This is a genomic window from Legionella saoudiensis (assembly GCF_001465875.1).
Taxonomy (GTDB): domain Bacteria; phylum Pseudomonadota; class Gammaproteobacteria; order Legionellales; family Legionellaceae; genus Legionella; species Legionella saoudiensis.
In genome coordinates this window covers 362,077-386,259 of the sequence record NZ_LN901321.1, presented here as the reverse complement: position 1 = coordinate 386,259, position 24,183 = coordinate 362,077, and the positions used below count along the sequence as shown (strand labels likewise).

The following is a 24,183-nucleotide window of genomic DNA, read 5'->3' as shown; positions in this document are numbered from 1 at the left end:
CCTCACGGATTTTATTTAGTGTATCATCGCATATTATATTCAACTACAGGAATAAAAAATGGCAGAAGTTTTTACCATCAAAGAATGTTTAGATGGTGCAGTCAGCGTAGATGAGCAAGTTACAGTAAGAGGCTGGGTTAAAACCCGTCGTGATTCAAAAGCAGGCTTATCCTTCATTAGCCTGCATGATGGCTCCTGCTTTGCACCGATTCAAATTGTAGCCACTGACGTGTTGTCAAATTATCAGGATGAAGTTACTAAGCTTAATGCGGGTTGTTCCATCATCGCGCGTGGTAAATTAGTTGCCTCTCAGGGTAAAGGCCAATCTTTTGAAATTCAAGCAGAGCATATTACTGTTGTTGGTTGGGTAGAAAACCCTGACACTTATCCTATTCAAGCCAAACGCCATACTCTAGAATTTTTACGAGAGGTTGCCCACTTACGCCCTCGCACGAATACCATTAGTGCGGTGACCCGCATTCGCCATTGCCTATCTCAGGCAGTGCATCGATTTTTCCATGAGCAAGGCTATTTCTGGATTCATACCCCCATTATTACCTCAAGTGATTGTGAAGGTGCAGGGGAAATGTTCCGTGTGTCCACCTTAGACTTAGTGAATCCTCCTAAAAATGCTCAAGGACAAATTGATTTTAGTAAAGATTTCTTTGGTAAAGAGTCCTTCTTAACTGTATCCGGCCAATTAAACTTGGAGGCCTATTGCTTAGCGATGTCTAAGGTATATACCTTTGGACCAACCTTCCGTGCCGAAAACTCCAATACAAGCCGCCATTTAGCGGAGTTTTGGATGATTGAGCCTGAGGTAGCTTTTGCAACCCTTCATGATATTTGTGACCTCAGTCAAAATATGCTGCGCTATTTATGTAAAGCGGTACTGGATGAACGTCTTGATGATATGGAATTTTTCAATCAATTTGTTGCGCCTGGATGTATAGAGCGTCTAGAACATATCGTTAACTCTGATTTCGAGATAATGACTTATACAGATGCGATTAAGGTTCTGGAAAAATCAGGACAAAAATTTGAGTTCCCTGTTAGTTGGGGGCTAGATTTACAATCAGAACATGAGCGCTACTTGGCTGAAGTTCACTGTAAAAAACCAGTGATTTTGACCAACTACCCACAGGACATAAAAAGCTTCTACATGCGTCTTAACGATGATGGTAAAACAGTTGCCGCAATGGATGTGTTAGCTCCTGGAATTGGCGAAATTATTGGTGGAAGCCAACGTGAAGATCGTCTGGAGATTTTCGACCGGCGCCTTGAAGAGTGCAACCTTAATAAAGAGAGCTATCAGTGGTATCGAGATTTACGCCGTTATGGCAGTGTTCCTCATGCCGGCTTTGGCTTGGGCTTTGAGCGTTTAGTTAGTTATGTAACTGGTTTAGCAAACGTACGTGATGTGATCCCATTCCCGCGCACACCAGGGCATGCTGATTATTAAAATTCAAACGTGTGCCTGGTTGCAAATAACCAGGCGACATGGCTTTAAGAGTATTAATTATTGTAGCTCATAGGACTAGGCTCAGGAGCTGGTGAATTTGTTGGTGTGGTAGGTCGGCTTTTATGCGATAAAAAGCCATGGGTTGAAGATTTAGGGGGAACAGGTATTACGGTGCCAAAATCTTTCAAATCATACTGTGCACGGTCAAATCCCTCTGATGCAGAACGTTGCCGCTTTCCTCCATTCAATTTAATAGTGGTTAACTTCGCGCTTTGTGCTTTTCCATCGTTAAGACCCATATTGATTACTCCCTATCGATTAAAATACATTAACTTGATAAAGTCCCTTCTCCCAAAACCAGTACTCTATCCATCCGTTGTGCAAGTTGTTGATCATGCGTCACAATAACCAGGGCGGTATTCATTTTTTTATTTAACTCCAACATCAAGTCAAAAACCTTAGTTGCTGTTGTCTGATCCAAGTTTCCTGTAGGTTCATCCGCTAATACACAATAAGGTTGATGCACTAAAGCACGCGCAATAGCTACGCGTTGACGCTCACCGCCAGATAGCTGTGATGGTTTATGCTCTTTTCTTGCCCCAAGACCTACTGCCTCAAGAATTGTACTTGCTTTTTCTTGAGCCTCATTTATAGAGCTATTCGCCAATAATAATGGCATACATACATTTTCTAAGGCACTAAATTCAGGTAGTAAATGATGGAACTGGTAAATAAACCCTAAACCCTTGTTGCGTAATTGGCAACGGCGTTTTTCACTAAGTTTTTGCCAATTCACCTCATTAACCACTACCTCGCCGCTGGTCGGCTTATCCAAACCACCTAATAAATGTAAAAGCGTACTCTTTCCGGAACCCGAAGGGCCAATAATAGCCACTCGTTCACCGCGAGCAATGGATATATCGATTCCTCGCAGTACCTCTACTTTCGAGTTCCCATCATTATAAGATTTATAAAGTTGTTTAGTGCTTAAAATAATATCATTCATAATGCAAAGCCTCCGCGATTACAGTTTTTGAAGCGCGCCAGGCCGGATATATAGTTGCCAAGAAGCTCATTAACAATGCCATCACACATACTTTCCAGATGTCGCTAAACATGATTTTAGAAGGTAAATAATCCACAAAATAAATGCTGGACGATAAGACCTTAAAATGGAACCAGGTTTGTAAATGATTCACTATAGTAGTGGCATTATCCGCCAACAGTAAACCACCTATTAAGCCTAAAACTGTCCCAACAATCCCTACCATCATCCCTTGCACGATAAAGGTCCAAAGTATGGTCGCGGGTGTAGCCCCAATTGTCCGTAAAATTGCAATTTCTGCCTGTTTATCATTGACTACCATTACCAGGGATGAGACTAAATTAAATGCAGCTACCGCAATGATGAGCAATAAGATCATGAACATCATGGTTTTTTCCATCTTCACTGCTTCGAAGAATGCCCCATACTGCTCTGTCCAATTGCCTGCTTGATACTCATCACCTAATAAATGGGATAAACGTATAGATAGCTCCGGTGCTTGATATACGTTATTAATTTTCATTTTCAGGCCAGTAACATCATCGCCCATTTGAAAAAGCTTTTGTGCATCCTCCATATTGATGAATGCTAAGCGGGTATCAAAATTAAACCCCGTACCCGCAGAAAACACACCAACAACCGTAAAGCGTTTAAAACGGGGAATCATGCCTGTCGGGTTCACGGTTGCTTGCGGGATCATTACCGTTACTTTATCTCCAATCATGGCGCCCATGGTATCAGCTATGTTTTTACCCAAGATAATGCCAAAATGGTTTAGGTTATCAACGCTACCACCCAGTAATTTATCTTTTAAATGGGTGATATTTTCCTCTGCTGAAGGCAGCACGCCGGTTAATACTATCGGTAAAACCTGACCATCATGAACTAACAGTCCCTGACCGCCAACATAAGGTGCAACGGATTTAATTTCAGGAATCGTGCGAATTTTTTCCTCAACGGCAGGCCAATTACTTAAACGCTCATTAGGGCCTGTAACCGTAATTTCAGGAGCCATACCAAAAAAACGATTGTGTATTTGCTCATCAAAACCATTCATTACCGATAAAACAGTAACCAGCACCATTACCCCAATGCCAATACCCAACATTGAGCTCAAAGAAATAAATGACACAAAATGGTTTTTCTTCCGGGAACGCGTGTAGCGTAACCCCATAAATAGGGCTAGTGGTTTAAACATAATTGCTTGAATTTTGGTTAAAGACTTATTGTAGAGAAAAACACAGCCCAGCGATATAGTTAATACCCCATCACAAATTAATTATTTCATTATCAGCTAACTCACACACTTATCCACAGAATTTGTGGATATCTTTTTATGGCATTCAGATGAAATAATTAAGAGACAAATCGGCATATTTTTTTATTTAATAGTATTAATTTAATAAACTAACAGGTATTCTGTACAAACTAAAAGCACTCAATCCAATAAGGTAAAGTGAATGAATCTTAGTTCATGGTATTTCCCATCGTTAATTGCCCTGCTCCTCTATGGCGCCTGGGGATATTGGGGAACGAGAGCATCCAATTTTATTAGTCCACTTTCCATTACCTTTTATTCCAGTTTAGGAGTACTCATTTCAGGGCTTATTGCCTTAATGCTGCTGGGGTTTCGACCTGATTTGCATGCAAAAGGAGGGCTTTATGGGCTGCTAAATGGCTTAGCTAGTGGCATTGCCTGTATTTTCTTTATTTTAGCCTTGCGCAATGGGCCAACCATGCCGGTGGTTTTAGTTACCTCAATGTATCCGATGATTACACTGATACTATGCATGATATTCTTAAAGCAAAGTTTAACCTTAAAACAAATATTAGGTATGGGCTTTGCCATTGTTGCCTTGATCTTATTTGCTACTGAATGATTTTGGAAATTTTATGAAAATTTATTTTTTCCTGTTGTCTTTAATCTGCTGCGCCTTTGCTCAAGCCCAACCTATTCTTGCCTTTGAACGTACGGGCTCTATTTGGACGGCCAATATTGATGGCAGCCATGCGAGAAAAGTTGCTGAAGGATATATGCCCCAAATATCTCCTGATGGAAAATTCATCGCCTACAATATAGCGGATAACAATCAATCTACAAATCGTTACCTGGTATTATTAGCGCTTGAATCGGGGAAAATAACCCGTTTAAAAAATATCCCCTCGCAAAACAACTTTAATCCAGTGTGGTCTCCTGATAGTAAACAGCTACTGTTCAATACCTTTATTGATAATGAATGGTACATAGGATTAATCAATGCTGATGACACCGGGTATCGCACCATTAAAAACACTGAAAATGTATATAGACCAACTTGGGCTAGTAATGGTACTTCCTTTTTTAGCCATGACTTGTATTTCATTTACTGGTTAGATTTAAAGGGGACCTTAATCAAAAAATGGCGTATTGATACCCTTATCCCTAAAGGGAGTATGAGCAGTGGCTCCCAGCTTAATGCCTCGCCCAATGGGGAGATGTTAATTATGGATGTCGATATGGATGAGAATTCTCCTGTAGCAAGTTGGGAGGGAGCACCAACCGAATTATGGACCTTTGATGTTAATTTGGAAAAAGTTACGCGTATTAGTCCTAAGGGAATGCTTGCCTGGAGCCCTTTTTGGATTAACTCCCAAGAGTTTGTGTTTATTGAGCAGAAGAAAACGGATAAGGCTTTTGGATTGTATCGAGGGGCATTAAAGAGTCCTACTTGGAAGTTCTTATTAAATGATGCACAGACACCCAGTGTCTCACGCTAAAATAGCTAGTAGCGCAACCTCATCTTTTTAAGGCGCTCGATTAAGTTAAGATGTGTAAGCCAGATCAAAACCCAACACATTGAGTTTTGCGGCGGCGGAAGGCATGTTAAACCAGGCTCTCCAGTTCTAACCGCTGGCGCTGTACCTCTACCTTTACTGGATTTAAACGTTCAAGATGAGCATCATGATGCGTGGTTAATAAAATACCACAATGAGCCGCCTTTTCTGCTAATATCGCCAATAATACCTGCTGAGCATTTTTATCCAAACCATTTAAAGGTTCATCTAAAATAATAAAATCAGGCTGCCCAATCAGCGCGGAACTTAAAAGAAATTTCTTTTTTGTACCAAACGACATATCGGCAATTTTAGTATGCGCATGCTGCTCTAATTCAAATTGCTCAAGAAGCGAATTAATTTCTGCACTATTGTTTGTTCTTGCTTTTGCAAGCCACAATAGAAACTCACTTCCGGTTAAGAAAGGATAAATAGCCAAATCATCAGGAACATAAAACAATTTTTTTGCATTAACACTATTTTCTCTTACTACATGATTATCATTCAGCACGATGCAACCTGAATCGGGAGTATCTAAACCAACGATTAAACGTAACAAGGTTGATTTGCCAGCACCATTCTTTCCTATAATATGGTACACCTGCTGATGGAAGGTATAAGATAAATCTGCAAACAAAACTTTATTTGCAAAAGATTTATAAATCTTTTGCAATTTAATATTACGCTCCAAAACAGGCTCCCAAAATATGATATTGCACCACGCAACTACCCATAGTAGTTAGCATTGTGGAAAATAAACAAAAACGTAATGATCGCGCATAAAAAATACGATTAATTATCAACCCTACAGAACTCATCGCCCCCATTAGTGAGAACCATAAAAAGTATTTTTCAAAAATGAAAAGATAATAGAAAAAAACTGGAACTAAAATAATAAATAACAAGAGCAAAGCAATACATACTTCTTTTACAAAATTAATTTGTTGCTGATATGGAAAAACCTTATGGAATACAGCGTAATCTTGTTTTCCTTTTTCAAAAAGAGCAAACAGCGTAGATAGGATATAAGTTTGCAAACCTACTAAAATCAGAAGCATTCCCTCTCGATTAGGTACCTGTAAAATGACTCCAGTTATAGCAAAGCAGAAAAGTAATCGTGTTATCAATACTCTTTTATTTGCTCTTAAAGCGGCTAATTGGATAATGAATATTTTTTTACATTTGTTGTTCTCCCCTACCTGGAACCGGGGCATTTTAAATAAATGATTTCTCGCGCGCACAAAAGGTTGCACAGTCCAAATGGTTAATACACTTAGTACTATTACCAGGCTACTAACACCATAATTTACAAGCCAACTCGCCTGCACTGAACTCCAAACAATAAGTATTAATGCAGAAAACAATAAAATACCATTCGCTATTTTTCGATAAAGATAATTCAATAATAAAGTGACTATTGTTAATATCATGGACGTGTATAAGCTGTATTGGGATAAAACAAATAAGGGTTCTTTAGCATAGTGCAGGATACTCGCAGCCCCAAAAAAAACAGCCATCCAGACAATATTTAGTGATAAAAGGAGAATAATAAAATCTATTTTCTTATACGTGTGCGATGAGATATGCAAGGTGTGCAAATATTCCCTAAGTTCTCCTCCGCGGATAAAGGACAGTTGAGTTTTAGTCATTGCCAATAAGAAGGTAAGTAATAAAATTAAATAAATGAGTTTTTCTTTTAATGTATTAGTTGGATCAATAAGAGCATAAAAGGGAAAGCCTATTGCTTGAATATGCTCCACTCCAGGCGCTAATAAACAAATGATAAAAACTGATAATAATTTGTGACGAGCAAGAAACTCTTTCGTCTCGTTAAAATAATACTTTATACGAAACTTGAGGAATTGCTGATGAAAACTGCCCTTATCCAAATGAGCTAATTCAAACATAAATAGATAAACCTATGCTACAAAATTCATGCACTGAACAGCATAGTAATTTTCAGCCACTAAGTACACAAGCCTCAAAATGATTACAATGGGATTGAGCCAATACGAGTTATAGCCCTTGTTGGCGATGCGTCATCATCCTATGACGTTTTTCGAGAAAGAGTGTTGGGGATGACGCACCTTGAGTTATTCCTTTTCTACTACGACAATATATTTTTTAATGGAAAGCTTTCACCAACTACGCTAATAGCTTTTTTAAAAACAGAAAACACCTGCTCTTCTCTATTTTCAGTTACACTGCCATCAACAATTAGCTTTGTAAGCTCAACCGCGATTTGCATTTGAGTATTACATGCACTAATAGTATCTCTCATCACATCGACCATCATATCGTCGCTATACCCCTCTTCTTCGAAAAGCGACATGAAATCCGTCTCGTCTTCTTGAGGCTCAATTTGATTTTTCTTAGTCATGTTTATCTCACCTGCGTTTCCAAAAGATGGAAGTTAATCATTTAGCTCGATAAAAGCAAGAGGAATTTAGAAAATGAATTTTAACTGTAGCTCGTATTAGCTCAGCGTAGTATGGGGGATCTGTGCATGAATCAAACTCAATCCCGTATTACCCTGCGCGAATACGGATTTACGTTTGTATCATGCGCTAAAATACAATGAAAAGATTAAAAAAAACTTTAAGATATTTTTCTGGGATAAGTTCTTGATAATAAAGTAAAGAAGATTTGGTGCCCAGGGCCGGAATCGAACCGGCATGGTGTTACCACCGAGGGATTTTAAGTCCCTTGCGTCTACCTGTTTCGCCACCTGGGCTTTTCTTCTTATTTTGGAGGCTGAGGCCGGAATCGAACCGGCGTCCACGGCTTTGCAGGCCGCTGCATAACCACTCTGCCACACAGCCAACTGATACTTGCCACGCACGTACCACTTGTATGCTGCTCTAAAAAAAAAGCGACTGTGTCGTCGCTTTAATTTGGAGCGGGAAACGAGACTCGAACTCGCGACCCCAACCTTGGCAAGGTTGTGCTCTACCAACTGAGCTATTCCCGCGTCTCTACAGGGCTGCATTCTACAGGGTTTTCAGAACCTGTCAACAAAAAATTTAACTTTTTTTCGATAATTCTGGCCATGCAATCGATAAGTAAATAACCATAGACCAAATGGTTAAAATTGCAGCCACATATAGCAAAATAAAACCAAAAATTCCCCACCAAGAACTTGCTGGGTTAAACGCTAATAAAAGAAATAATGCGGCCATTTGTAAAAATGTTTTTATTTTTCCGACATAACCTACAGCAACACTGGCTCGTTTACCAATTTCAGCCATCCATTCTCTTAACGCTGAAATGACAATTTCTCTGCCTACAATAATTATTGCGGGAATAGTAATGTAATTAAGATCCTTAACACCAACTAAAAGTAATAAGCTCGTCGAAACCAAAAGCTTATCAGCCACCGGATCTAAAAATGCTCCTAGCGGTGACATCATATGTAGTTTACGTGCCAAATAACCATCGAGCCAATCCGTAAAACTAGCTGCCGCAAAAATACCTGCGGATACAGCGCCAGCCCATTTAACAGGTAAATAAAAAATAATAATTAATACCGGAATTAGTACAATACGAAGCAAGGTTAATAAATTAGGTAAACTGGTCAACGTACTCAATGCTTAATACTCCCTTTGCAGACATAACCCTAGAAGACATTTAATTAATGTCCTGAGGATATTATTAACGAAAAAATGCAGTACTCTTTTGTTTCAATAATTAAGAAACTTACCACTGACGCCTGAATGAGCGTAATATAGTTTGGGATCGAGATAGGATTCTGTCTTATTTCCATATTACGCCATGCGAATACGGGCTACGTCTCCTGCAATCACCTTACTTACGGACAACATACGTAATCCGTTATCTTATAAATGCAGATAGTCTGCAAGCAATTTGTAATCATCAAATACAGCCAAAGCACCTGCAGCTTTTAAGGCTGCCTCTTGTTGATGATAAAAATCGACGCCAATGGCGTTAACATGGATGCTTCTTGCCATTTCTATATCAGTAACTGAATCACCTACCATCAATGTAGTAGCCGCATGCCCACCCATTTCATCCATAATTTCTTCAAGCATCTGTGGGTGCGGTTTTGCAGGAACTTGTCCGGCAGAACGAGTTATCTTAATGAATTCATCCAGACCTGTAGTCTGTAATGCGCGTGCTAATGACTGGTGCCCCTTATTCGTAGCCACGGCCATATTTATATGGGCATCCTGAAGTTGATGAATAAATTCACGGACTCCAGGGATTAAAAAAACTTCCAGTGAACGAGTATGCATTGAGCGATGCACCGCATATATTAGCTGCTCATGCTCCTTAGCAGATAAATGCGGATATGCTTTTATTAATGCACGCTCCAGTCCCAAGTCCACATATTTTCTTGCTTCTTCGGGCTCAAAAGTTCCAAAACCCAGTAAATCTGCTTCTACAGCAACAGTATGAAATACTGCACCTAAAGTGTCTGCAATAGTGCCTTCCCAATCAAACACTACCAAATCATAATGATTGCTCATTGCTCACTACACTCCTCGCACGCAATTGTTTTAGTGTGTTAGAAAAGACTTCATCTGCATCAGCTTGAAAGAAATGCTTAGTTCCATTCAATTCAAATTGAATAGAGCGTGCATGCAAATAAAGACGATGAGGTTGATTATCTATCCCTTCTACTTCTCCTGCAATAGATCCGTACTTTTCATCACCAACAATAACATGTCCTAAATGTGCACTATGAACCCGAATTTGGTGAGTGCGCCCCGTTTTAGGGCTTGCCTCAACCCAACATGCCTGTTGATAATTCTCCAGTAATTTAAACCCTGTTTCTGAAGCTTTGCCCTCATCAGTTACCGAAACTACCCGTTCACCAGATTTCAATGTATTTTTTTCTAATGCGGCGCGAACGATTAACTGTTTTTTCCCTTCCCACCGATGCGTTAATAGGGCCCAGTAGGTCTTTTGTACTTCACGCGCCTCCAGCAATGCATGCATTGCTCTGAGCGTACTTCTCTTTTTAGCTAGTAAAAGACAGCCGGAGGTTTCTCTGTCCAAACGATGAATTAATTCTAAATAAGCCAGATCAGGCCGAGTCTTTCTTAATGCCTCAATAACCCCTAAACTTAAACCACTGCCCCCATGCACTGCAATCCCTGAAGGTTTATTAATTACCAAAAAGCAAGCATCCTCAAAAATAACGCATTCTTTAAGGCGTTTTGCCAGAGCATCACCAACAAATACTTCTTTTGACTCAGAAAGTCGAATTGGTGGTATACGTACCATATCTCCCGCATGCAAGCGAGAACTAACCTGTGCTCTTTTTTTATTAACACGAACCTCGCCGCCCCGAATAATACGGTAAATGTGGCTTTTAGGTACGCCCTTTAAAATTCGGATTAAGTAATTATCCAGACGTTGTCCTTCTTCTTCATTACTTATCTCTCTATAACTTACTTCATTCATTGTCAATAAACCTGTTTGCTGGGCGTGTTTTTTTTGATATGATCGCCTGTAGCATGGGAATAATTCCATGCAACCGAATTATAACGCATAAATATAAAAAAAGCGTAACTATTTACCGCAGTGCCAAGGTATCTGCTTATAATTCACTATTTGAGCCATTTGGCTAAGAACGTGAACTTATTCTCAGGCCTAATTTTGAGTCTGCAAACACAGTGCAGCACAAGGATAACAGGGTATAAGGCAACTAGTTACAAAAAAATCGCGCTTCCATTTAAGCTTAAAGATATAAGGAAGCGAACCAATATGCCAGAGACAAATTGATCACATACTTGACAGAAACCTACGCATGCCAGACATGCTTTATACCGACAGCGAATTACATTAAGATTTTTACACGTCTCCTTTTTACGTGTTTGGTTCGTGTTCAGTATATTACCCAGTATGCACCTCCGATGATTCAGGGAACATGCGTAAAGTCTGTCCACAGGGCTGCGGATTCGCTTAAAGATCACAACTCTTACTGTTCAAAAGATGAACCTCTAAGATATATTGAGCCTTACACTATCGTAACTTAAATGAAAGCGCCCTAAATATGGGGTTACAGATGGAAAAAATGTTAATTAATGCCACGCAAACGGAAGAGGTTCGCGTTGCACTTATTAAAGACAATCGTTTGTTTGACCTGGACATTGAATGCCCAGGAGAAGTAAAGAAAAAAGGTAACATATATAAAGCAACTGTTACCCGTCGCGAGCCAAGTCTTGATGCTGTTTTTGTAGAATATGGTTCGAAACGTCAAGGTTTTTTGCCTCTAAAAGAAATTGCACCTGAATATTTAAGCAAAAATCCTGATGATTTTGGTGATGAAAAGCCACCAATCACTTCATTAATTCGCGAAGGCCAGGAATTATTAATCCAAGTAGATAAAGAAGAGCGTGGCAACAAAGGCGCTGCGTTAACCACCTTTATTACCTTAGCCGGATGTTATTTAGTATTAATGCCGAATAACCCTCGTTCAGGTGGTATTTCCCGACGCATTGAAGGGGATGAACGTGATGAATTGCGTGAAACTTTAAACGCGTTGACGCTACCTGAAGATATGGGTCTCATTATCCGTACGGCAGGCGTAGGTAAAAGCCAAGAAGAATTACAAGATGACCTGGATATGTTATGTAATCAATGGCAATCCATCAAACAAGCTTACAATACCGAGTTATCGCCCTGCCTAATTCATCAGGAAGGGGATGTAATTATTCGTTCTATTCGCGATAATTTGCGGAAATCTATTAGTGAAATTATTATTGACGATCAGATTTCTTACATCAAAGCGAAGCAATATATTGAACGTGTAAAACCTGAGTTTTTACCTAATTTGAAGTTATACAATAGCAGCGTTCCTCTATTTAATTTCTACCAAATTGAAAGCCAAATAGAAACAGCCTACCAGCGCCAGGTAATGCTTCCTTCCGGAGGTGCCTTAGTTATCGACCGGACTGAAGCTTTAGTTTCAATTGATGTAAACTCAGCTAAAGCCACTGGTGGTTCTGATATTGAAGCCACGGCATTTAATACGAACATTGAAGCTGCTGATGAAATTGCGCGCCAATTACGGCTACGTGACTTGGGTGGCTTAGTGGTTATCGATTTCATTGATATGAGCTCCAGCAAGAACCAACGTGATGTTGAAAATCGCTTAAAAGAAGCACTACAAGCAGATAGAGCGCGTATCCAAGTGGGTCGTATTTCTCGCTTTGGTTTATTAGAAATGTCCCGTCAGCGTCTCAGATTATCTTTAGGTGAAACAGCTCAAGAAGTCTGCCCTCGTTGCGAAGGTCGTGGTACGGTGCGCAATATTCAATCCCATGGGCTATCCATTACCCGTCTTATTGAAGAAGAAGCGTTAAAGGAAAAGACCGCTGAAATACAAGTGCAACTTCCTCCCGAAATGGCTACTTTCATTATGAATGAAAAACGCAGTTTCATTCGAGAAATTGAAAAAAGACATAGTGTTTCTGTAATGATTATCGCTAATCCTTATATGCATTCACCACAGTATACAATTACTCGCTTGAAAGAAGATAATGTAGGTAAAACTAAAAAACCTAGTTACAGCTTAATTCAACAGCCTGAATTGCAGGTTGCCAGCAATGACCAAGAGGCAGCAGTCCGTGACGAGCCTGCAGTAAAACCATTTGCAGGTCACCCTACCCCTAAAAACCTGCATAATGGCTTCATTAAGCGTTTATGGTCAAGTTTATTTGGCGGGCATGCGGATACCACAACGACCACAGCACCTAGCCATACGAAAAAGACGCATAATCGGAACCCTAACCAAGGGAAATCATCAGCGTCCCGCGGTACTGGTAATGAGCGTAAACCTCAACAACAAGGCCGCAGACGTCGTTCCGGTGGCAATCAACAGCAACGTGCAGGAAATGTGGCTGCCAATGCAGGTAATGCGGGTTCAGGCCAACAGCAACAACGCCGAAGATCCAATACGAATCAACAAGGTAGCTCCCGTTCCTCTACAGCACGTGAAGGAAATAAAAAAAAGGAAGCCTCTCCTAAAGAACAAGTTGAAAAATAATCTTTATCGCCTGGTTGCTTGCAGCCAGGCATCTGCTCCTCATCTCACACTTTACATTCCTTGACTGCCAAGCCAAAGCCCCCTATCTTTAGATCCATTACCACATACTAAAGGACTAAAAAATGATACCTGTAAAAGGATATGCTGCCGCTGATCCAAAATCCGCATTAGCCCCCTATGAATTTAATCGTCGTGACCTAGGAAAAAACGATGTATTAATTGATATTCATTATTGCGGTATTTGTCATTCAGATATTCATCAAGTTCGTGATGAATGGGGTGGTTCCGCGTTTCCAATGGTGCCAGGGCATGAAATTGTTGGGACGGTGAGTAAGGTTGGTTCAGGAGTAACCCGTTTTAAGGAAGGGGATCGAGTTGGCGTAGGTTGTTTTGTTGACTCCTGTCGTAAGTGCATAAATTGCAAAGAAGATTTAGAACAGTATTGCGATGAAGGCGCAACACTAACCTATAACAGCAGAACACGTGATGGTAGTGAAGCAACCCAAGGCGGCTATTCCACCAAAATCGTTGTGGATGAAAATTATGTGTTGCGAGTACCTGAAAATTTACCAATGGATGGCGCAGCTCCTCTTCTCTGTGCAGGTATTACTTTATATTCTCCACTCAGGCATTGGAATACTGGTCCTGGAAAACGCGTTGCTATTTTAGGCTTAGGCGGTTTAGGGCATATGGGTGTAAAACTGGCTCATGCCATGGGAGCAGAGGTTTCTGTACTGAGTCATTCAATGAATAAAGAGGCTGATGCAAAACGTTTAGGGGCAGATCACTTTTATGCAACATCTAACCCCGAAACATTTACTAAATTAAATAACCATTTTGATCTTATCATTTGTACGGTTTCCGCTAAATTAGATTGGACCCAATACCTAAGCTTGCTAAAACGTGATGGAGCAATGGTCGTAGTAGGCGTGCCGGCAGAGGAAATTCCCATACATGCTTTTGCGCTTATTGGTAAACGCTTAACCTTGGCTGGTTCCCTGATTGGTGGGATAAAAGAAACCCAAGAAATGCTCGATTTTTGTGGAAAACATAATATCGTTTCTGACATTGAATTAATTCCCATGCAGAAAGTTAATGAGGCTTATGAGCGCGTAATAAAAAGTGATGTACGTTATCGGTTTGTTATTGATATGGCTTCTTTATCCTCATAAAAACACGGATTTTTAATTTATGCATTAATAAGATGGTGAAATAATGAAGCTTCTCAAACCGCTGTTACTTAGTTTTTTATTTTGTACAAATCTTGGTTATGCTGAATGTGCTGCAAATCAAGATGAAAACTTAAATACAACCGCCTGGCTTTATAAAGCCATGGCGGCTACTTTTAATGTAAATTTCAAAACCAACGAAAATTATTATGTAAAAAAAGCCTCTGCGTTTTATACTCCAACTGCCTGGAGTACTATTTATAATCAGTTAAAGCAACAAAAGGTTTTTGAAACCGTTCAAAACCGCAAAGGGATATTGGAATTAACTGTTGATAAAGTTCCTTATGCCGCTCCAATAACAGACGGGTGGGGTACGGTAATAACGCTACAAAATAAGATGACACTGGCCGATCATGTTGAAGACTTTCTTCCATTACGCACATTTAAGATCCACTTAATTAAGGATGCGAATGGTTGTTTAGTCATTGATTCCATCACAAATCTTTAGGGGTTTGCAGGATACTTAATTTAATTAACGCTATTGCGTGGCCCGTATATAATACGGGCCCTGTTTATGGAAAAAAGTGCTAAGGCACTACCGCCGGAGTAGGACCTCCAAATAAACTCATAATCAGCATAATGAGAAATATAACGATAAATAAAAAGAATAAGACCCTAGCAATACTTGTAGCGGTTGAAGCAACTCCTCTGAAACCAAATAAACCCGCAACAATCGCAATCAGCAAAAATATGACCGCCCAATGTAGCATAACAATCTCCTTATTAAATTACTCAACAGGCGCTAAAGATTTACAACCTATTGTTTAATAGCGTCATAATACTTTTTAAGTATAGATTACTTTGAGCGTAAGAAGGCAACTGCTATTCAGAAGCAATAGGATTGACCCCAATGTTGGGATTAATACCACAATCATCGAGAATTTTAAGCAGGTTATTACCTTTTTTAGTGAAGCGGTTGATACAATACTCCGTCAAATAACTTTTTAAAATATAATAATATTCATCCAGCATCAAAATACGGAGTATTTTCTCTGCCCGTTCTAGATGCTTAACCTGGCTGAATTCACAGGCTTGAAATAAGACTCCACCCAACATTGCTGCAATACTTGCCTTGCGTTGAGGGCTTGCCAGATAAAAACGTTGGATACATTCGTCTAATGCCCTATCTTTATCCCATTCCACCCATTCGTCATAAAGTTTCATTGCGGGTACAGGATTGAATGCTTTTTGCGTAATAATTCCTTGGATGGCATATGCGACAGGGACTATCGCTTGTATATTGGCCCAAGAACAGTTGCCTGAAATTTGAGGGCTAATTGGCATTCGCGCTACCGGGATTAAGCCTAACTGTTGATTAATTTGCTGGTGAAAATAACGACGACTTTGTTTCTTATACATAAAGTTTTGCAAGAAGCTTAAGTTAATTGCTTCTGGACGGGTAATTTGGTAGATATTAACTGTGCCTTCCTTGATGCTATTTTCACCTCTATCTATTTTTGCCCACCATTGTCCAAAACGGATAAAACCCATCGCATGTCCTCGACTGGCGGCAGGAAGAATTAACATGGGCGCCTGTAATATTTGTTGCATACGGGTAAAATGCTGGTCTTGTAAGATAGGAATATGCTGAAATTGTAATAACTCGGCTGCGTCATTAAAGGCATCAATTATCACATGCAGTAAAGGAAAGTAGTCGCGAAGATGGCGTGTTGAATAGCTACTGGTAAAGCGTCTTAAAGAATCTTTGAGTACAGCAACCGTGAATTCGAGCATAAAACCTTCATAATCCAGCTCAATGAATTCGCCTTGAGCATTGATTATATCGACATCACCCTGCAATTCAAAACGATGACCCAACAGCTTGCCGTTGATGAAATCCAAAGCAAAATCAAGCCGTGCACCGTATTGATATAATAAATGTTTTAATGGATCTTGACCGCGTAATACCGGATAAACCAATATGGAAAGTCCATTTCGTGTGTAGGCGTTTGCATCAGCACCATGCTCTAATAATAAGCGCACCATTTCGATGTCATTATTATCAACCGCCCAGTGTAAAGGTGTATTTCCTGTTACATCTTTCGCATTCACATCAACTTTACGGGCAAGTAATTCTGCTGCAATTTTGGGTTGACGGGTAATGGCGCATTCAATAAGGGGGGTAAAACCATATTCATCGATATCATCTAAAGACTCGCCTGCGCGCACATAAGCATCAAAATCAGGCATACGATGACTGATAATGTCATTGGCAATGGTCATTAGTAAGGTCCTCTAGGTGTAGGTGCCTTACTAAATTTGGGCATATTACCTAAGCGTAATTGCTTCTCCATTTCTTGCTCACGACGTTTATTATCGTATTCACGACGCGCAGCAGTATTTAAAGGAGGTTCGGGATTCACATTGGGATCAATACCGTCAAAACGTTGGCTATCAAGATATGGGTGTTGAAGCATGCCGTTATCCATCGCCTCTTCAGGAGTAGCTCCGGTATTTTCATCGGTATTATGTTCACGCGCGTTCACACGAGCTATTCTGCGCTCACCATCTTGTTCCATGAGGCGCCTTCGGCGCTCCATTTCTTTGGTTTCGGCAGCAAAATAACTACTTTCAGCCCTTCGGGCTGTTGGCAAATTGGTGTCTGGAATCGTTACTTTTGTGCTCATAATTACTGAGTATATACCTAAAAAAACTTTATGGCTAATTGCAGTACATTCTGTTAAATGTATCTGGTGTTTAACAAAATGTCACTATTAATTTAATGTGGGCGTGGGGTATTTTTTCAAGAGGTTGCGGTTAATTAAACTTCTCTCACAATGACCGCAGAGGTTTACAACAATGACGAGATGTTTATTACCCATGTCATTGTAAGCGCAGTTATGTTTTATAGTCTTGTAATGCACTTAATTTAATGACGGTAAAACAATAAATATATAAAATTCAATTTCCAAGCCCTTAGGAAATGGCTTGCAATCAAGTAAACCTCTTAGGATAACAACTCATGAAAGAATGGAACCCTGCCGTTTATATTATGGCTAACAAACGTAATGGAACCCTTTATACGGGTGTAACTAACAATTTAATTCAGCGCGTATACCAACATAAACATGGTTTACAGCCAGGTTTTACAAAACAGTATGAATGTAAGAAATTAGTTTATTATGAACTGTATGCAGATATGCTCCTAGCCATTGCGCGCGAAAAACAAATTAAAGCGGGTTCTAGGAAGAAAAAATTAGCTCTTATTGAAAGCGTAAATCCTAGGTGGATCGATCTTTTTGAGTCATTAATGTAAGCATTGACCTTCACTTCGCCACCCTGGGTTGCTTCGCTACGCTCGCAATGACGGTGCACAGTTAGTGCCTCCGTCAACTACTCAGCTTGCGAACTCCATCAATGACGGGTACAGTTAGTGTCTCCGTCATTGCAGTAACAGTAGAGCCTTGCTACTTACTATCGAACTCCATCAATGAACGGTGGCACAGTTGACGTCTCCATCTTGCATTGATAGTAGATCACTACTACTTAGCTTTCTAAATACGTCATTGCGAGCGTAGCGAAGCAACCCAGGGTGGCAGGGTGAAGGATTATTCAGGTCTACAAATATTCCCTTTGCAAAATCTCAGCAATTTGCACCGCATTTGATGCAGCACCTTTACGGATATTATCCGCAACCACCCACAAGTTTAATCCATTAGGATGAGAAAGATCTTCACGAATACGCCCAACAAATACATCATCATGCCCTACTGCGTTTTTCATCACTGTGGGATAGCTGGCCTTAGCGGGATTATCAACTACCTGAACCCCAGGAGCTTGAGAGAGAAGAGTACGTGCCTCAGCAGCAGACATTGGTCTTTTTAATTCCACATGAATCGCTTCGGAATGACCATAGATTACTGGTACTCGTACAGCAGTCGGGTTCACTAGGATTTCTGCATCTTCCATAATCTTACGTGTTTCCCAAACCATCTTCATTTCTTCGCGGGTATAACCGTTGTCTTCAAATTGATCAATATGAGGAATGGCATTAAAAGCGATCTGCTGAGGATACACATCCACTTTGGCGGGTCGGCCGTTGAGTAAATCTCCTACTTGTGAAATGAGCTCACTAATTGCTTTTTTCCCGGTGCCAGAAACCGATTGGTAAGTAGCCACATTAATTCGTGAAATTCCCGCAGCATCATAAAGTGGCTTTAGCGCCACCACCATTTGAATGGTAGAGCAATTAGGATTTGCAATAATATTTCTATTTCGATAATCCGCAATACGATGTGGATTAACCTCAGGAACCACTAGCGGAATATCATCTTCATAACGAAAACAAGAACTATTATCAATAACAATACATCCTGCTGCTGCAGCTTTAGGGGCATACTCTTTAGATACTGCTCCCCCTGCGGAAAACAAGGCAATATCAGCCTGGCTAAAATCGAATTCAGCTAAGTCCAAAACATCCAATTGTCGATTATTAAACGCTATGGTCTTACCTACTGAACGAGAACTGGCTAAAGGATAAAGATTCTTAATTGGAAGTTGTCGCTCTTCTAAAACCGTGAGAAAAGTTTCGCCAACCGCCCCTGTAACGCCTACTATAGCTACATTTAATTCTATGCTCATTATGCCCTCTTTTATTGTATTGCCTTTTGCCGTAAATAATGGTCCATCAGCACCAGAGCCATCATCGCTTCAGCTATAGGCACTGCTCTAATTCCTACGCAAGGATCATGGCGGCCTTTAGTCACAACAGTCACCTCTTCACCAAAAATATTCATGGTTTTGCCTGGAGTAGTAATACTCGAGGTAGGTTTTAAAGCCATACTGACCTCTATATTTTGCCCAGTCGAAATACCACCTAAAATTCCACCGGCATTGTTACTTAAAAAACCTTGTTGTGACATTTGATCTCGATGAACAGAACCCAACTGGTGCACCGCAGCAAAACCTGCTCCTATTTCAACACCTTTGACCGCATTAATTGACATCATTGCAAAGGCTAAAGTTGCGTCCAATTTATCAAATACAGGATCGCCCAAGCCTACAGGAACATTTTTAGCAATAACCTTAACGCGAGCCCCAACAGAATCGCCTTGTCGGCGCAAACGATCTACATACTCAGAAAGTTCATTAACCTGGTGATTATTAGGGCAAAAAAATGGATTGTTATTAATTTCTTGCTCACTATCAAAACGCAGGACTAAATCGCCCATCTGCTCTAAATAACCCACAATTTCCAATTGCAAATGACGCTGTAAATACAAACGAGCGATCGCCCCAGCAGCAACCCGTGCTGCTGTTTCACGTGCAGAAGAACGTCCCCCACCCCGATAATCGCGATGGCCATATTTATGATGATAAGTAAAATCCGCATGCCCCGGACGAAACAAACTCTTTATTTCCTCATAATCGCGTGAGCGTTGATCCATATTGGGAATCAACAAAGCAATGGGCGTGCCGGTGGTTTTTCCTGCAAAAACGCCGGAAAGAATTTGTACCTTATCGTCCTCTCTTCGTTGTGTGGTGTATTTAGACTGACCCGGCTTACGTTTATCTAAAAAAGGCTGAATGTCTTCCTCGCCTAATTCTAAACCTGGAGGACAACCATCAACAATACAACCAATGGCAGGGCCGTGGCTTTCACCAAAAGTAGTGACCGTAAATACGCTTCCAAAGGTATTACCTGACATTAAAATATTCGTCCAATTGCTGTTTCGTTAACAAGAATACCCCCTGTCCGCCATGGCTCATTTCTAACCACGTAAATGGAACATGAGGATAAGCATCATTAAGCGCCTCTTCACTATTGCCCACTTCAACAACTAAAATCCCATGCTCACTAAGGTATTCATGCGCATTTCTTAATATATCTTCCACAATGGCCAATCCATTATTCCCCGTTTCTAAAGCCAATACAGGTTCATGGCGGAATTCATCTGGCAGCGTCTGCATTTCTTCCTTCCCAACATAAGGAGGATTACTAACAATTAAATCATAGCGGACCTTAGGCACTTTGCTAAAACAATCCGATTCAATTAGGGTCAATTGCTCCTCAACCCCAAGCTCTTCACAATTAATAGCAGCAACAGCAAGCGCTTCACTGGAGATATCAACGGCATCGACCTTCGCTTCGGGAAACGCATAGCAACATGCAATGGCAATACAGCCACTTCCTGTACATAAATCCAATATCCGATGCACCTTATCCGCCTCAATCCAGGGCGCAAACTGATCTTTAATCAATTCTGCTATAGGCGAACGAGGAATCAATACGCGCTCATCCACATAAAAAGGCAAATCACAAAAGTACGCTTCTTTAATTAGATATGGAACTGGGACACGTTGATTAACCCGTTTCTCTAACTGCTCACATAAGAACTTCTTTTCACTGGTCGTTAAACGACCATTTAATAGCATTGGGTCAATATCATAGGGAAGGGACAAGCTTCTAAGTATTAAAGAACGCAGGTCATCCCAGGCATTGTCTGTGCCATGACCATAGTACAATTGTGCATCAATGGCACAAGACAAACTAAAACGTAAAAAATCCAAAACTGTTGATAATTCTTCCGTTTCTTTAAGAATATAATTACTCATTCCTACTCCATGTTACCAGGATGTGGCGGTTATACAGAAAAGATACAGATTGTACCTCGTAAACCTGGCATTTTGAAGGATCTTAAGTATACTTCAGGCATAACTCTTAAATATTGATAAAAATGGTTGATGACGACTTTCTGTCTGATGAAGACAAAGCTTTGTTTCGTGAACATATGCGCTGCGTCAAACCATTAAATGAAAAAAATAAACGGGTAAAAACTGAGCCGCCTCCTAAGCCTCCAATTCCACGGAAAAAAAGAATAGAACCGGTTATTGAGGAGCGAACGGAGTATTATTTATCCGATACCATCCAAGAGACCGTTTTATCACAAACCTCATTATCCTATGCTCAATCGGGATTACCTAGTCAACGCTTCAAGGAACTGAAAAATGGCAATATTCCCTGGGAAAGCCGTTTAGACCTGCATGGATTAAAAGCGGAGAATGCGCGTGATTTATTATGCCGGTTTATTCATAGCCAAGCAGAAGATGGGAAACGCTGTCTTTTAATCATCCATGGAAAAGGGGGACATTTGGGGGCCCCTCCGGTTATCAAAAATTTAGTAAATCGTTGGTTACCCCAATTAGATGATGTGCTCGCCTTTCATAGCGCTCTGCCTAAAGATGGGGGTACGGGGGCCGTTTATGTGTTATTGAAAAGAATCCGGTTCTGAGCTCACCTATATTATTGTTAGTTCAGGATGACATAGGATGAGGTGTCATTCGCTCAGATGGCATACGTATTATTAGCAATGCACTTGAATTTTTTGTAAACACCCCCATTAACCCGCTATAAATTTACGAAACAAATTCCTTTACTTGCGTTAACACCGCATTCTGGGGATAATTCGCTTCATTATTAAAAATCATGAGTACAACATGGAACACTTAGGTCAATTTATTACAAATCACTGGCAACTGTGGCTATTATTCATTGTCGTTTTATTTTTAACGTTTTTAAATGAATTAGTAACACAAAAGAAAAAAGCGAAAGCACTATCACCTCAAGCCGCCGTTGATCTTATTAATAACGAAAATGCCATAGTAATTGATTTACGGGATAAAGAAGCGTTTAAAAAAGGGCATATCATTGATGCCATTAATGCCAAAAGTGAAGATTTTGAACAGCAAAAAATGGAGAAATACAAGAACCAACCGCTTATTTTAGTGTGTGAGCGGGGCTTACAATCTCCTTCCTTTGCAACTAAAATTAGTGCCCAAGGGTATAAACCCTCTGTACTCAATGGGGGCATGGCCGCTTGGCAGAATGCTGACTTACCGATTGTGAAAGGAAAGTAAATTATGGCAGAAGTTATTATTTACACTACAGGTTATTGTCCTTATTGTGTTAAAGCCAAAGACCTACTAAATAAAAAAAATGCTGCGTTTACAGAAATTCGTGTGGATTTACAGCCCGAACTTCGTGAAGAAATGATGCAAAAAAGCAACAGGCATACAGTACCCCAGATATTCATTAATGGTCATCATGTTGGTGGCTGTGATGATTTGCATGCCCTGGAGGCTCAGGGAAAATTAGATCAATTACTAAGAGGATAGAAACATCATGGCTGAACAAGCAAACCAAGAACAACAAAACCTTGAAACTCAATTCATGATCCAACGCGTTTATGTTAAAGACTTATCCTTTGAAACGCCAAATACTCCTGCAGTGTTCCAGCAACAATGGGAGCCTGAATTAACTCTGGACATTAATACGAATTCAACCCAATTAGAAGCCAATGTGTATGAAGTGGTTTTAACAGTTACTGCTACAGTAAACAACCAAAAAGAAGTTGCCTTCTTAGTTGAAGTAAAACAAGCCGGTATTTTTACCATTCAAGGCGCTCCAAATGAGCAGCTAGATCATTTACTTAACAGCTTCTGCCCAAGCATTCTCTTCCCTTATGCTCGTGAGGCGATTACATCACAAGTTATTCGCGGCAGCTTCCCGCAGCTCGTATTAGCACCTATTAATTTTGATGCTTTATACATGCAGCAACTTGCAGAAAAGCAACAAAGCGCCCAAACTAAAGAAGAAACTACTACTCACTAAGATATGGATAAAAAAACTATTGCCATATTAGGTGCCGGTTCATGGGGCACCGCTGTTGCAATTCATTTATCCCAGATAGGGCATCGTGTTTTGCTATGGGCGCATAACCCATCGCACGTTGCCCTTATGGCTGAAGAAAAAGCAAATTCTCGTTATTTACCTAATATTAATTTCCCGCAAACACTATTCCCTAGCGATGATTTAAACCAATGCATGCGTGAAGCAGATCATGTCATTATTGCCGTTCCTTCCCATGCCTTTGCAGAAATTATTTCTAAGATAGATAAACCGAAATCCCATCAAGGCTTAACCTGGATAACCAAGGGAATTGATCCACACAGCCATTTATTACTCAGCCAGCTAGTAGAACAGCGTTTTGGTCCTGATTTACCGGTTGCCATGATTAGTGGGCCTTCATTTGCTAAAGAAGTGGCTCGCTTTTTACCCACCGCTTTAACTCTTGCTGGAAATAATTCCACCTTTCAAAAAAATATTAGAGAATTACTCCATCATAATAATATTCGAGTTTATCTCAGCGATGATTTGATTGGCTTACAAGTCTGTGGCGCAGTTAAAAACGTCTTAGCTATTGGTTGTGGAATTAGCGATGGTTTAGGTTATGGAGCTAATGCTAAAGCTGCATTGATTACTCGAGGCTTAGCGGAAATGAGCCGTTTAGGACTAAGCCTAGGTGCTCATGCCGATACCTTTCTTGGTTTAGCAGGCGTGGGGGATCTAGTATTAACCTGTACCGACGATCAATCACGTAACCGTCGTTTTGGCTTGCTTTTAGGAAAAAATACCACTATAAATGAAGCAGAGAAACAAATTGGTCAAGTTGTGGAAGGAAAGAGTAACGCGGCACAAGTATGCTTTCTAGCCCAACAAAACCAAATCGAAATGCCTATTTGTGAGCATATCAATGCACTGTTACAAGGAAACGTAAGTGTTAAAGAGGCTGTTCATAGTCTTATGAGCCGGCCACCCAGGGAAGAATAACTCCTTAAG

26 protein-coding genes, 3 tRNA genes and 1 pseudogene are annotated in these 24,183 nt (G+C 40.3%); 12 read left to right on the top strand and 18 right to left on the bottom strand.

Annotated elements, in window-relative coordinates:
• Positions 1 to 58: 58 nt before the first annotated feature.
• Positions 59 to 1,462 carry an asparagine--tRNA ligase gene (asnS, locus tag BN3124_RS04165; protein WP_058533603.1) on the top strand — a complete coding sequence of 468 codons (1,404 nt, stop codon included), beginning with the start codon at positions 59 to 61 and terminating at the stop codon, positions 1,460 to 1,462.
• 53 nt (positions 1,463 to 1,515) lie between these two features.
• On the opposite strand, the gene BN3124_RS04160 is transcribed toward asnS, so the two are convergent.
• From BN3124_RS04160 to BN3124_RS04150, 3 genes are read right to left on the bottom strand one after another with little or no spacing between them, the layout of a single operon-like run.
• Complete coding sequence (locus tag BN3124_RS04160; protein ID WP_058533602.1) at positions 1,516 to 1,761, bottom strand: hypothetical protein; 246 nt, start codon at positions 1,759 to 1,761, stop codon at positions 1,516 to 1,518.
• A gap of 29 nt (positions 1,762 to 1,790) precedes the next feature.
• On the bottom strand, positions 1,791 to 2,468 hold the full coding sequence (lolD, locus tag BN3124_RS04155) for a lipoprotein-releasing ABC transporter ATP-binding protein LolD (protein WP_058533601.1): 678 nt from the start codon (positions 2,466 to 2,468) through the stop codon (positions 1,791 to 1,793).
• Positions 2,461 to 3,705, bottom strand: a complete 1,245-nt coding sequence (locus BN3124_RS04150) for a lipoprotein-releasing ABC transporter permease subunit (RefSeq protein ID WP_058533600.1) — start codon at positions 3,703 to 3,705, stop codon at positions 2,461 to 2,463. Before BN3124_RS04150 ends, lolD begins: the two co-directional genes overlap by 8 nt.
• Before the next feature lie 262 nt (positions 3,706 to 3,967).
• On the opposite strand from BN3124_RS04150, the gene BN3124_RS04145 reads away from it, so the two are divergent.
• Together BN3124_RS04145 and BN3124_RS04140 are read left to right on the top strand one after the other, a co-directional pair.
• The gene (locus tag BN3124_RS04145) at positions 3,968 to 4,387 is read left to right on the top strand and encodes an EamA family transporter (RefSeq protein WP_058533599.1); all 420 of its coding nucleotides are present in this window, start codon (positions 3,968 to 3,970) and stop codon (positions 4,385 to 4,387) included.
• Between the two features lie 13 nt (positions 4,388 to 4,400).
• Positions 4,401 to 5,264, top strand: coding sequence for a TolB family protein (locus tag BN3124_RS04140; RefSeq protein WP_078061470.1), 864 nt, complete (start codon positions 4,401 to 4,403; stop codon positions 5,262 to 5,264).
• A 106-nt stretch (positions 5,265 to 5,370) separates the two neighbouring features.
• Here the strand turns inward: BN3124_RS04140 and BN3124_RS04135 are convergent, their stop codons facing one another.
• The 9 genes from BN3124_RS04135 to BN3124_RS04095 form a co-directional block, all read right to left on the bottom strand.
• Complete coding sequence (locus BN3124_RS04135; protein ID WP_058533598.1) at positions 5,371 to 6,012, bottom strand: ABC transporter ATP-binding protein; 642 nt, start codon at positions 6,010 to 6,012, stop codon at positions 5,371 to 5,373.
• The gene (locus BN3124_RS04130; protein WP_058533597.1) at positions 6,002 to 7,228 is read right to left on the bottom strand and encodes a hypothetical protein; all 1,227 of its coding nucleotides are present in this window, start codon (positions 7,226 to 7,228) and stop codon (positions 6,002 to 6,004) included. The genes BN3124_RS04135 and BN3124_RS04130 overlap by 11 nt, the downstream gene beginning before the upstream one ends.
• 200 nt (positions 7,229 to 7,428) lie before the next feature.
• Complete coding sequence (locus BN3124_RS04125) at positions 7,429 to 7,701, bottom strand: hypothetical protein (RefSeq protein WP_058533596.1); 273 nt, start codon at positions 7,699 to 7,701, stop codon at positions 7,429 to 7,431.
• Positions 7,702 to 7,968: 267 nt separating this feature from the next.
• Positions 7,969 to 8,055: transfer RNA gene (locus BN3124_RS04120), tRNA-Leu, on the bottom strand.
• Between the two features lie 14 nt (positions 8,056 to 8,069).
• Positions 8,070 to 8,143, bottom strand: a tRNA-Cys gene (locus BN3124_RS04115).
• Positions 8,144 to 8,216: 73 nt separating this feature from the next.
• A tRNA-Gly gene (locus tag BN3124_RS04110) sits at positions 8,217 to 8,292 on the bottom strand.
• A 52-nt stretch (positions 8,293 to 8,344) separates the two neighbouring features.
• Positions 8,345 to 8,908 carry a CDP-diacylglycerol--glycerol-3-phosphate 3-phosphatidyltransferase gene (pgsA, locus tag BN3124_RS04105; protein ID WP_058533595.1) on the bottom strand — a complete coding sequence of 188 codons (564 nt, stop codon included), beginning with the start codon at positions 8,906 to 8,908 and terminating at the stop codon, positions 8,345 to 8,347.
• Positions 8,909 to 9,157: 249 nt separating this feature from the next.
• Positions 9,158 to 9,808: an HAD family hydrolase gene (locus BN3124_RS04100; RefSeq protein WP_058533594.1), complete on the bottom strand. Its 651-nt coding sequence runs from the start codon at positions 9,806 to 9,808 to the stop codon at positions 9,158 to 9,160.
• Positions 9,792 to 10,748: an RluA family pseudouridine synthase gene (locus BN3124_RS04095; protein ID WP_058533593.1), complete on the bottom strand. Its 957-nt coding sequence runs from the start codon at positions 10,746 to 10,748 to the stop codon at positions 9,792 to 9,794. Before BN3124_RS04095 ends, BN3124_RS04100 begins: the two co-directional genes overlap by 17 nt.
• Before the next feature lie 604 nt (positions 10,749 to 11,352).
• Between BN3124_RS04095 and BN3124_RS04090 the strand changes: the two genes are divergently transcribed.
• The 3 genes from BN3124_RS04090 to BN3124_RS04080 all read left to right on the top strand — a co-directional run bounded on the left by BN3124_RS04090 (position 11,353) and on the right by BN3124_RS04080 (position 15,012).
• Positions 11,353 to 13,335 carry an Rne/Rng family ribonuclease gene (locus tag BN3124_RS04090; RefSeq protein ID WP_058533592.1) on the top strand — a complete coding sequence of 661 codons (1,983 nt, stop codon included), beginning with the start codon at positions 11,353 to 11,355 and terminating at the stop codon, positions 13,333 to 13,335.
• A gap of 122 nt (positions 13,336 to 13,457) precedes the next feature.
• Positions 13,458 to 14,507 carry an NAD(P)-dependent alcohol dehydrogenase gene (locus BN3124_RS04085; protein ID WP_058533591.1) on the top strand — a complete coding sequence of 350 codons (1,050 nt, stop codon included), beginning with the start codon at positions 13,458 to 13,460 and terminating at the stop codon, positions 14,505 to 14,507.
• Between the two features lie 43 nt (positions 14,508 to 14,550).
• Positions 14,551 to 15,012, top strand: coding sequence for a hypothetical protein (locus BN3124_RS04080; protein ID WP_058533590.1), 462 nt, complete (start codon positions 14,551 to 14,553; stop codon positions 15,010 to 15,012).
• Between the two features lie 79 nt (positions 15,013 to 15,091).
• On the opposite strand, the gene BN3124_RS04075 is transcribed toward BN3124_RS04080, so the two are convergent.
• The 3 genes and pseudogenes from BN3124_RS04075 to BN3124_RS04065 all read right to left on the bottom strand — a co-directional run.
• A complete protein-coding gene (locus BN3124_RS04075) occupies positions 15,092 to 15,274 on the bottom strand; it encodes a DUF1328 domain-containing protein (RefSeq protein ID WP_058533589.1) in 183 nt (60 codons plus the stop codon).
• Between the two features lie 112 nt (positions 15,275 to 15,386).
• Positions 15,387 to 16,787 carry a Dot/Icm T4SS effector AnkH/LegA3 gene (ankH, locus tag BN3124_RS04070; RefSeq protein WP_058533588.1) on the bottom strand — a complete coding sequence of 467 codons (1,401 nt, stop codon included), beginning with the start codon at positions 16,785 to 16,787 and terminating at the stop codon, positions 15,387 to 15,389.
• Positions 16,787 to 17,164, bottom strand: a pseudogene (locus BN3124_RS04065) (Smr/MutS family protein); the annotation flags it as partial. The pseudogene BN3124_RS04065 and the gene ankH, both read right to left, overlap by 1 nt.
• Before the next feature lie 362 nt (positions 17,165 to 17,526).
• Here BN3124_RS04065 and BN3124_RS04060 point away from each other — a divergent pair.
• Positions 17,527 to 17,820: a GIY-YIG nuclease family protein gene (locus tag BN3124_RS04060; RefSeq protein WP_058533586.1), complete on the top strand. Its 294-nt coding sequence runs from the start codon at positions 17,527 to 17,529 to the stop codon at positions 17,818 to 17,820.
• 302 nt (positions 17,821 to 18,122) lie between these two features.
• Here BN3124_RS04060 and BN3124_RS04055 read toward each other — a convergent pair whose 3' ends face one another.
• From BN3124_RS04055 to prmB, 3 genes are read right to left on the bottom strand one after another with little or no spacing between them, the layout of a single operon-like run.
• Entirely contained in the window at positions 18,123 to 19,145 is a 1,023-nt protein-coding gene (locus BN3124_RS04055) for an aspartate-semialdehyde dehydrogenase (RefSeq protein ID WP_058533585.1), read from the bottom strand.
• An 11-nt stretch (positions 19,146 to 19,156) separates the two neighbouring features.
• Entirely contained in the window at positions 19,157 to 20,212 is a 1,056-nt protein-coding gene (gene aroC / locus BN3124_RS04050; RefSeq protein WP_058533584.1) for a chorismate synthase, read from the bottom strand.
• Positions 20,202 to 21,119, bottom strand: a complete 918-nt coding sequence (prmB, locus tag BN3124_RS04045) for a 50S ribosomal protein L3 N(5)-glutamine methyltransferase (RefSeq protein WP_058533583.1) — start codon at positions 21,117 to 21,119, stop codon at positions 20,202 to 20,204. The genes aroC and prmB overlap by 11 nt, the downstream gene beginning before the upstream one ends.
• 122 nt (positions 21,120 to 21,241) lie before the next feature.
• Between prmB and BN3124_RS04040 the strand changes: the two genes are divergently transcribed.
• From BN3124_RS04040 to BN3124_RS04020, 5 genes are all read left to right on the top strand, one after another.
• Positions 21,242 to 21,796 (top strand): Smr/MutS family protein, encoded by a 555-nt coding sequence (locus tag BN3124_RS04040; RefSeq protein WP_058533582.1) that lies wholly within the window; start codon positions 21,242 to 21,244, stop codon positions 21,794 to 21,796.
• Between the two features lie 205 nt (positions 21,797 to 22,001).
• The gene (locus BN3124_RS04035; RefSeq protein WP_058533581.1) at positions 22,002 to 22,421 is read left to right on the top strand and encodes a rhodanese-like domain-containing protein; all 420 of its coding nucleotides are present in this window, start codon (positions 22,002 to 22,004) and stop codon (positions 22,419 to 22,421) included.
• Between the two features lie 3 nt (positions 22,422 to 22,424).
• Positions 22,425 to 22,679: a glutaredoxin 3 gene (gene grxC, locus BN3124_RS04030; RefSeq protein ID WP_058533580.1), complete on the top strand. Its 255-nt coding sequence runs from the start codon at positions 22,425 to 22,427 to the stop codon at positions 22,677 to 22,679.
• A 7-nt stretch (positions 22,680 to 22,686) separates the two neighbouring features.
• The gene (secB, locus tag BN3124_RS04025) at positions 22,687 to 23,175 is read left to right on the top strand and encodes a protein-export chaperone SecB (protein ID WP_058533579.1); all 489 of its coding nucleotides are present in this window, start codon (positions 22,687 to 22,689) and stop codon (positions 23,173 to 23,175) included.
• A 3-nt stretch (positions 23,176 to 23,178) separates the two neighbouring features.
• Entirely contained in the window at positions 23,179 to 24,174 is a 996-nt protein-coding gene (locus BN3124_RS04020; RefSeq protein WP_058533578.1) for an NAD(P)H-dependent glycerol-3-phosphate dehydrogenase, read from the top strand.
• The last annotated feature ends 9 nt before the right edge of the window (positions 24,175 to 24,183 follow it).

Excerpts from the sequence above, each read along its gene's own strand:
- asnS (WP_058533603.1), top strand. The coding sequence starts at position 59 with ATGGCAGAAGTTTTTACCATCAAAGAATGTTTAGATGGTGCAGTCAGC.
- BN3124_RS04160 (WP_058533602.1), bottom strand. The coding sequence starts at position 1,761 with ATGGGTCTTAACGATGGAAAAGCACAAAGCGCGAAGTTAACCACTATT.
- lolD (WP_058533601.1), bottom strand. The coding sequence starts at position 2,468 with ATGAATGATATTATTTTAAGCACTAAACAACTTTATAAATCTTATAAT.
- BN3124_RS04150 (WP_058533600.1), bottom strand. The coding sequence starts at position 3,705 with ATGTTTAAACCACTAGCCCTATTTATGGGGTTACGCTACACGCGTTCC.
- BN3124_RS04145 (WP_058533599.1), top strand. The coding sequence starts at position 3,968 with ATGAATCTTAGTTCATGGTATTTCCCATCGTTAATTGCCCTGCTCCTC.
- BN3124_RS04140 (WP_078061470.1), top strand. The coding sequence starts at position 4,401 with ATGAAAATTTATTTTTTCCTGTTGTCTTTAATCTGCTGCGCCTTTGCT.
- BN3124_RS04130 (WP_058533597.1), bottom strand. The coding sequence starts at position 7,228 with ATGTTTGAATTAGCTCATTTGGATAAGGGCAGTTTTCATCAGCAATTC.
- BN3124_RS04125 (WP_058533596.1), bottom strand. The coding sequence starts at position 7,701 with ATGACTAAGAAAAATCAAATTGAGCCTCAAGAAGACGAGACGGATTTC.
- BN3124_RS04100 (WP_058533594.1), bottom strand. The coding sequence starts at position 9,808 with ATGAGCAATCATTATGATTTGGTAGTGTTTGATTGGGAAGGCACTATT.
- BN3124_RS04095 (WP_058533593.1), bottom strand. The coding sequence starts at position 10,748 with ATGAATGAAGTAAGTTATAGAGAGATAAGTAATGAAGAAGAAGGACAA.
- BN3124_RS04090 (WP_058533592.1), top strand. The coding sequence starts at position 11,353 with ATGGAAAAAATGTTAATTAATGCCACGCAAACGGAAGAGGTTCGCGTT.
- BN3124_RS04085 (WP_058533591.1), top strand. The coding sequence starts at position 13,458 with ATGATACCTGTAAAAGGATATGCTGCCGCTGATCCAAAATCCGCATTA.
- BN3124_RS04080 (WP_058533590.1), top strand. The coding sequence starts at position 14,551 with ATGAAGCTTCTCAAACCGCTGTTACTTAGTTTTTTATTTTGTACAAAT.
- BN3124_RS04075 (WP_058533589.1), bottom strand. The coding sequence starts at position 15,274 with ATGCTACATTGGGCGGTCATATTTTTGCTGATTGCGATTGTTGCGGGT.
- ankH (WP_058533588.1), bottom strand. The coding sequence starts at position 16,787 with ATGACCATTGCCAATGACATTATCAGTCATCGTATGCCTGATTTTGAT.
- BN3124_RS04060 (WP_058533586.1), top strand. The coding sequence starts at position 17,527 with ATGAAAGAATGGAACCCTGCCGTTTATATTATGGCTAACAAACGTAAT.
- BN3124_RS04055 (WP_058533585.1), bottom strand. The coding sequence starts at position 19,145 with ATGAGCATAGAATTAAATGTAGCTATAGTAGGCGTTACAGGGGCGGTT.
- aroC (WP_058533584.1), bottom strand. The coding sequence starts at position 20,212 with ATGTCAGGTAATACCTTTGGAAGCGTATTTACGGTCACTACTTTTGGT.
- prmB (WP_058533583.1), bottom strand. The coding sequence starts at position 21,119 with ATGAGTAATTATATTCTTAAAGAAACGGAAGAATTATCAACAGTTTTG.
- BN3124_RS04040 (WP_058533582.1), top strand. The coding sequence starts at position 21,242 with ATGGTTGATGACGACTTTCTGTCTGATGAAGACAAAGCTTTGTTTCGT.
- BN3124_RS04035 (WP_058533581.1), top strand. The coding sequence starts at position 22,002 with ATGGAACACTTAGGTCAATTTATTACAAATCACTGGCAACTGTGGCTA.
- grxC (WP_058533580.1), top strand. The coding sequence starts at position 22,425 with ATGGCAGAAGTTATTATTTACACTACAGGTTATTGTCCTTATTGTGTT.
- secB (WP_058533579.1), top strand. The coding sequence starts at position 22,687 with ATGGCTGAACAAGCAAACCAAGAACAACAAAACCTTGAAACTCAATTC.
- BN3124_RS04020 (WP_058533578.1), top strand. The coding sequence starts at position 23,179 with ATGGATAAAAAAACTATTGCCATATTAGGTGCCGGTTCATGGGGCACC.